Origin of the sequence: Glaciecola sp. 33A (genome assembly GCF_002836745.1) — a bacterium.
Taxonomy (GTDB): domain Bacteria; phylum Pseudomonadota; class Gammaproteobacteria; order Enterobacterales; family Alteromonadaceae; genus Glaciecola.
In genome coordinates this window covers 1-4,148 of sequence record NZ_PJAR01000005.1, presented here as the reverse complement: position 1 = coordinate 4,148, position 4,148 = coordinate 1, and the positions used below count along the sequence as shown (strand labels likewise).

The following is a 4,148-nucleotide window of genomic DNA, read 5'->3' as shown; positions in this document are numbered from 1 at the left end:
GTTGGTAAACAACGTTGATGTCTGACTTTGTAGTGACTCTGAGTAGGTTATTGCGGATAACATCAGATGATGAATAACATAAGGCTGAATTGATCGCCTAATAAGCGTGGCTGCAAAAATGAATTGATGTGGATTCTTTGAATTTGCTATTGATAAAATTAAACGTTAGGCCAGCGATACTGACCTAATATGTCTATAACGCTATTTTAGAGGTTCAAGTGCAGGAACAACCTCGGGAGGCGGAGGCGGATGTTGAATGTTCATATGCTGTGCGTATGCAACTGTGAATGCGTTTTCCTGAAACGCTTTTAATCCAGTTTCTGTAAAAGGCACAACAACAGGATTGCGCTTAATTGATTCTTTAAAAATTTGTGGAGACATGGTCTCAACATCTAGGCCATCGATAAGTTGTATAGCAGATTCCATTTTGAACCCTAACGCACCGCCGGCAAACTTGCCTTTCAATGGTCTTTCTTTTATCACTACAGCGCTTATAGTATAGTCTGCCATCAATTTACTAAATGTAGATTGAAAATAACGGATGTCACCAGTAGCGTTGCGTTTGTTAAATTCAATTTTTCTTACTCGACAGTCGGGTAAGTTAAATAAGCCGTCTTTAAACGATAGTAAGCAAATTATTGCCTCAGAACCCTTTAATTCAACACCACAAATTTTCATAATACACTCTCTATTTTTGATGTCCTTATTGTAACTCATTAAATGACAACTTCCACCACCAAATTCAACCAGTTAGTTAAGACTAATAGTTAACACGAAATTACCTTTGTCGTTTAGCCTTAAAAAACCAAGCCTCAACAATAAAAGTTGGTATTATACTATTTACGCTAGTTTAAACACGCATATACTTGACAACAAGGATAGACATTGACAGTGGTTCCTTTAAAAAATCTGCATACTTTTGGTTTTGACACATTGGCGCAACACTTAGTTGAGGTCCATACTAAGGATGATTTGGTTTCCGTTTTTCAAGGTCTGAAAACGAAACAATTTTATTTGTTAGGTGAGGGAAGCAATAGTATCTTCCTTGAAGACTTTGCAGGCACTATTGTACTTAATAAGTTGAAAGGGATCCAAGTACATGAAAATGAGAACGAGGTCGGTTTATCAGTCGGCTCAGGCGAGTCATGGCACGACTTGGTTGAATATACATTATCTATTGGTGCATATGGCTTTGAGAATCTTGCATTAATACCAGGTACTGTAGGTGGAGCACCTATTCAAAATATCGGTGCTTATGGTGTTGAAATCGAAAAATTTATAGCCAGTGTTGAATATTACGATATACATTTAAATTCCTTTCACATATTAAACCATCAAGACTGTCATTTTGTTTATCGTGATAGCATCTTTAAACACCAACTTTTTAATAAAGCGGTCATTACAAAGGTCAATTTCATATTGCCAAAAAATAATAGAGTGGAACACAGTTATGCACCGCTCAATCAATTAGTTGAACCGACGCCAATTGATATATTTAATAAAGTGATTGAGGTAAGAACAGAGAAACTGCCTAACCCAAAGGTCTTGGGTAACGCCGGTAGTTTTTTTAAAAACCCAGTGGTTACAAATAAGGTATTAAACGAGATAAAGATGCGCTACACGAGTGTCCCGCATTATAAGGTTTCTCACACAAGCGTTAAGATCCCAGCTGCTTGGTTAATTGATCAACTTGGGTTTAAAGGAAAAATGTACTTAGGGGTAAAATGTCATGAGAGACAACCGTTAGTACTTGTCAATATTGGCAGCGGCAATGGAAGGGGTTTACTCATGCTAGCGAGACAAATTAAACAGGACGTGAGCAACGCGTTCAATATTGAATTAGAAAATGAAGTTCGATTGGTAGGTAAGAACGGAGTGATAGATTTATGAGAAAGAAAGCAGCTCAAACCCGTTCTCTACTTATACAGCGACTTGCTAACGGGGAGTTTAATTCTGGTGAGTTGTTAGGTGAACTTGTCGGCATTAGTCGCAGTGCCGTGGCGAATCATATCAAGTATTTAACCGGCATAGGTTTAGATGTTTTCAGCGTCAAAGGCAGAGGTTATCGTCTATCAACGCCACTCCAATTATTGGATCAAACGAAGATACTACATCTTATGGGTCAAAAACAAAAAAACACAATCAAAGTAATAAGCGTGATTGGTTCAACCAATACGTACATCAAAGAGCGCTTGCACGAATTACCTCAGGGATTTGTTTGTCTTGCTGAAGCACAAACCCATGGTCGCGGAAGACGCGGTAAAACATGGGTGTCGCCTTTTGGTTCGAGCATCTATATGTCAATGGCGTGGACATTCAAGGGCGGCTATCAGTCAATGGCTGGCGTATCTCTATTAGTAGGAATTGCAATTAACCGTTCCTTAAAAAAAATTGGCGTTCGTGATTGTAAGTTAAAGTGGCCCAACGACGTTTATTACAATCTTAAAAAATTGGCTGGAATATTGGTTGAAGTCGAAGGACAAGTAGGCTCAGATGCGAGTGCTGTTATCGGCATTGGTATCAATATAGACTTACCTAACTCGATAGACGGCATCGACCAACCTTTTATTGATGTAACCAGCATTACGCAAGAACCCGTTGATAGGAATGAATTAGCCGCACTCATTATTGTTACCTTAACTAATATGCTTGAGGAATTTGAAGTCGAGGGTTTAAGCCCCTTTTTATCGGAGTGGAAAGAAGCAGATCTCTTTTACAACGAATACGTTTATTTAGAGTCTGGCAGCAACCGAATTCACGGACTTAGCAAAGGTATAAATGAAGGTGGAGCGCTGCTTTTAGAAAATGCAGGTAAAATAACGCCGCACCATGGTGGGGAAATAAGTGTTAAAAGAGCATAAATTACTCATTGATGTTGGGAATACCAGCATAAAATCAGCGTTATATGGACCTGAAAGTGTTTCTATTGGTTTAATTTCTCGTCATAGCGATGTTCAAGAACTCACCACGCTTATCACCGTTGCTAAAAGCGTCTATCTCTCAAATGTCGGTAAAGATGAAATAACTAGTTATATTCAAGATGTTTGTGACACTAATGATATTCCGCTGTTTATCGCCAAAACTCAATCCAGTGCCTTTGGACTAATAAACTCTTATTCAATACCATCAAATATGGGTGTAGACCGTTGGCTCGCAATGTTGGCCTGTATGCAAAAAAGCTCGAGTAAAACATTTTTAGTCGTCGATGTAGGCACAGCAATGACAATTGATGCGGTTAAAAATGGACATCACTTAGGCGGCTGGATAGTTCCTGGCGCTGCATTGCTAAAACAAAGTCTATTTAAAAATACACATCGGGTTTTTTCCGATAACAAAAATTTGAGTTTAACCAGCTTTGGTAACGACACACCACGTTGTGTTGATAATGGTTGTAAAGCTCAAATTTTAGGTACTTTATTGATGGCTGACCAAGAAATGAAGAAAAATGTCGATAAATTTGAAATATTTTTAACGGGGGGTGATAGAAATTTGTTTTCGAGCCTTAACATGCAAAACATTATTGAGCATGAAAATCTGGTTTTAGAAGGCTTAACCTTGTTTGTTGATTAAAAAACGTCAATAAATTGCAGTAAAAAAAGACAGATCTAGAAAAAGTACAAAAAAATGCATCTTTTTCACAATTAGCTATTGCCACATGCCGATCATTTCTTTACTATGCGCACCACTTGATGCAGTGCCGACTTAGCTCAGTTGGTAGAGCAACTGACTTGTAATCAGTAGGTCACCAGTTCGACTCCGGTAGTCGGCACCATCAATCTCGGAGGGGTACCCAAGCGGTCAACGGGAGCAGACTGTAAATCTGCCGGCTCAGCCTTCGCAGGTTCGAATCCTGCCCCCTCCACCACTTTCTCATGAAGTGGGGACGAGAATTAGGAATGCGGGCATCGTATAAAGGCTATTACCTCAGCCTTCCAAGCTGATGATGCGGGTTCGATTCCCGCTGCCCGCTCCATTAACGTTGCTGATATGGCTCAGTTGGTAGAGCGCACCCTTGGTAAGGGTGAGGTCGGCAGTTCGAATCTGCCTATCAGCACCACTTTCTAACATTCTTTTCTTATTTCATTGAAAATTTAATTTTTAATACGTTGCTGGGAATATCTAAAATGGCAAAGCAAAAGTTTGAACGC

General features: G+C 39.3%; 4 protein-coding genes and 4 tRNA genes. 7 read left to right on the top strand and 1 reads right to left on the bottom strand.

Going from position 1 to position 4,148, the window contains the following annotated elements; all coding sequences use genetic code 11:
• Window positions 1-201 precede the first annotated feature (201 nt).
• The gene (locus tag CXF81_RS00280; protein WP_101179097.1) at window positions 202-678 is read right to left on the bottom strand and encodes a DUF3010 family protein; all 477 of its coding nucleotides are present in this window, start codon (window positions 676-678) and stop codon (window positions 202-204) included.
• Between the two features lie 213 nt (window positions 679-891).
• Here CXF81_RS00280 and murB point away from each other — a divergent pair, with 213 nt between their 5' ends.
• The 7 genes from murB (at window position 892) to CXF81_RS00245 (ending at window position 4,057) form a co-directional block, all read left to right on the top strand.
• Window positions 892-1,890 (top strand): UDP-N-acetylmuramate dehydrogenase, encoded by a 999-nt coding sequence (murB, locus tag CXF81_RS00275; RefSeq protein ID WP_369828597.1) that lies wholly within the window; start codon window positions 892-894, stop codon window positions 1,888-1,890.
• Window positions 1,887-2,861, top strand: coding sequence for a bifunctional biotin--[acetyl-CoA-carboxylase] ligase/biotin operon repressor BirA (gene birA, locus CXF81_RS00270; protein ID WP_101179093.1), 975 nt, complete (start codon window positions 1,887-1,889; stop codon window positions 2,859-2,861). The genes murB and birA overlap by 4 nt, the downstream gene beginning before the upstream one ends.
• Entirely contained in the window at window positions 2,845-3,570 is a 726-nt protein-coding gene (locus CXF81_RS00265; RefSeq protein ID WP_101179091.1) for a type III pantothenate kinase, read from the top strand. Before birA ends, CXF81_RS00265 begins: the two co-directional genes overlap by 17 nt.
• A gap of 126 nt (window positions 3,571-3,696) precedes the next feature.
• Window positions 3,697-3,772, top strand: a tRNA-Thr gene (locus tag CXF81_RS00260).
• 8 nt (window positions 3,773-3,780) lie between these two features.
• A tRNA-Tyr gene (locus CXF81_RS00255) sits at window positions 3,781-3,865 on the top strand.
• A 33-nt stretch (window positions 3,866-3,898) separates the two neighbouring features.
• A tRNA-Gly gene (locus CXF81_RS00250) sits at window positions 3,899-3,973 on the top strand.
• 8 nt (window positions 3,974-3,981) lie between these two features.
• A tRNA-Thr gene (locus CXF81_RS00245) sits at window positions 3,982-4,057 on the top strand.
• Window positions 4,058-4,148 lie beyond the last annotated feature (91 nt).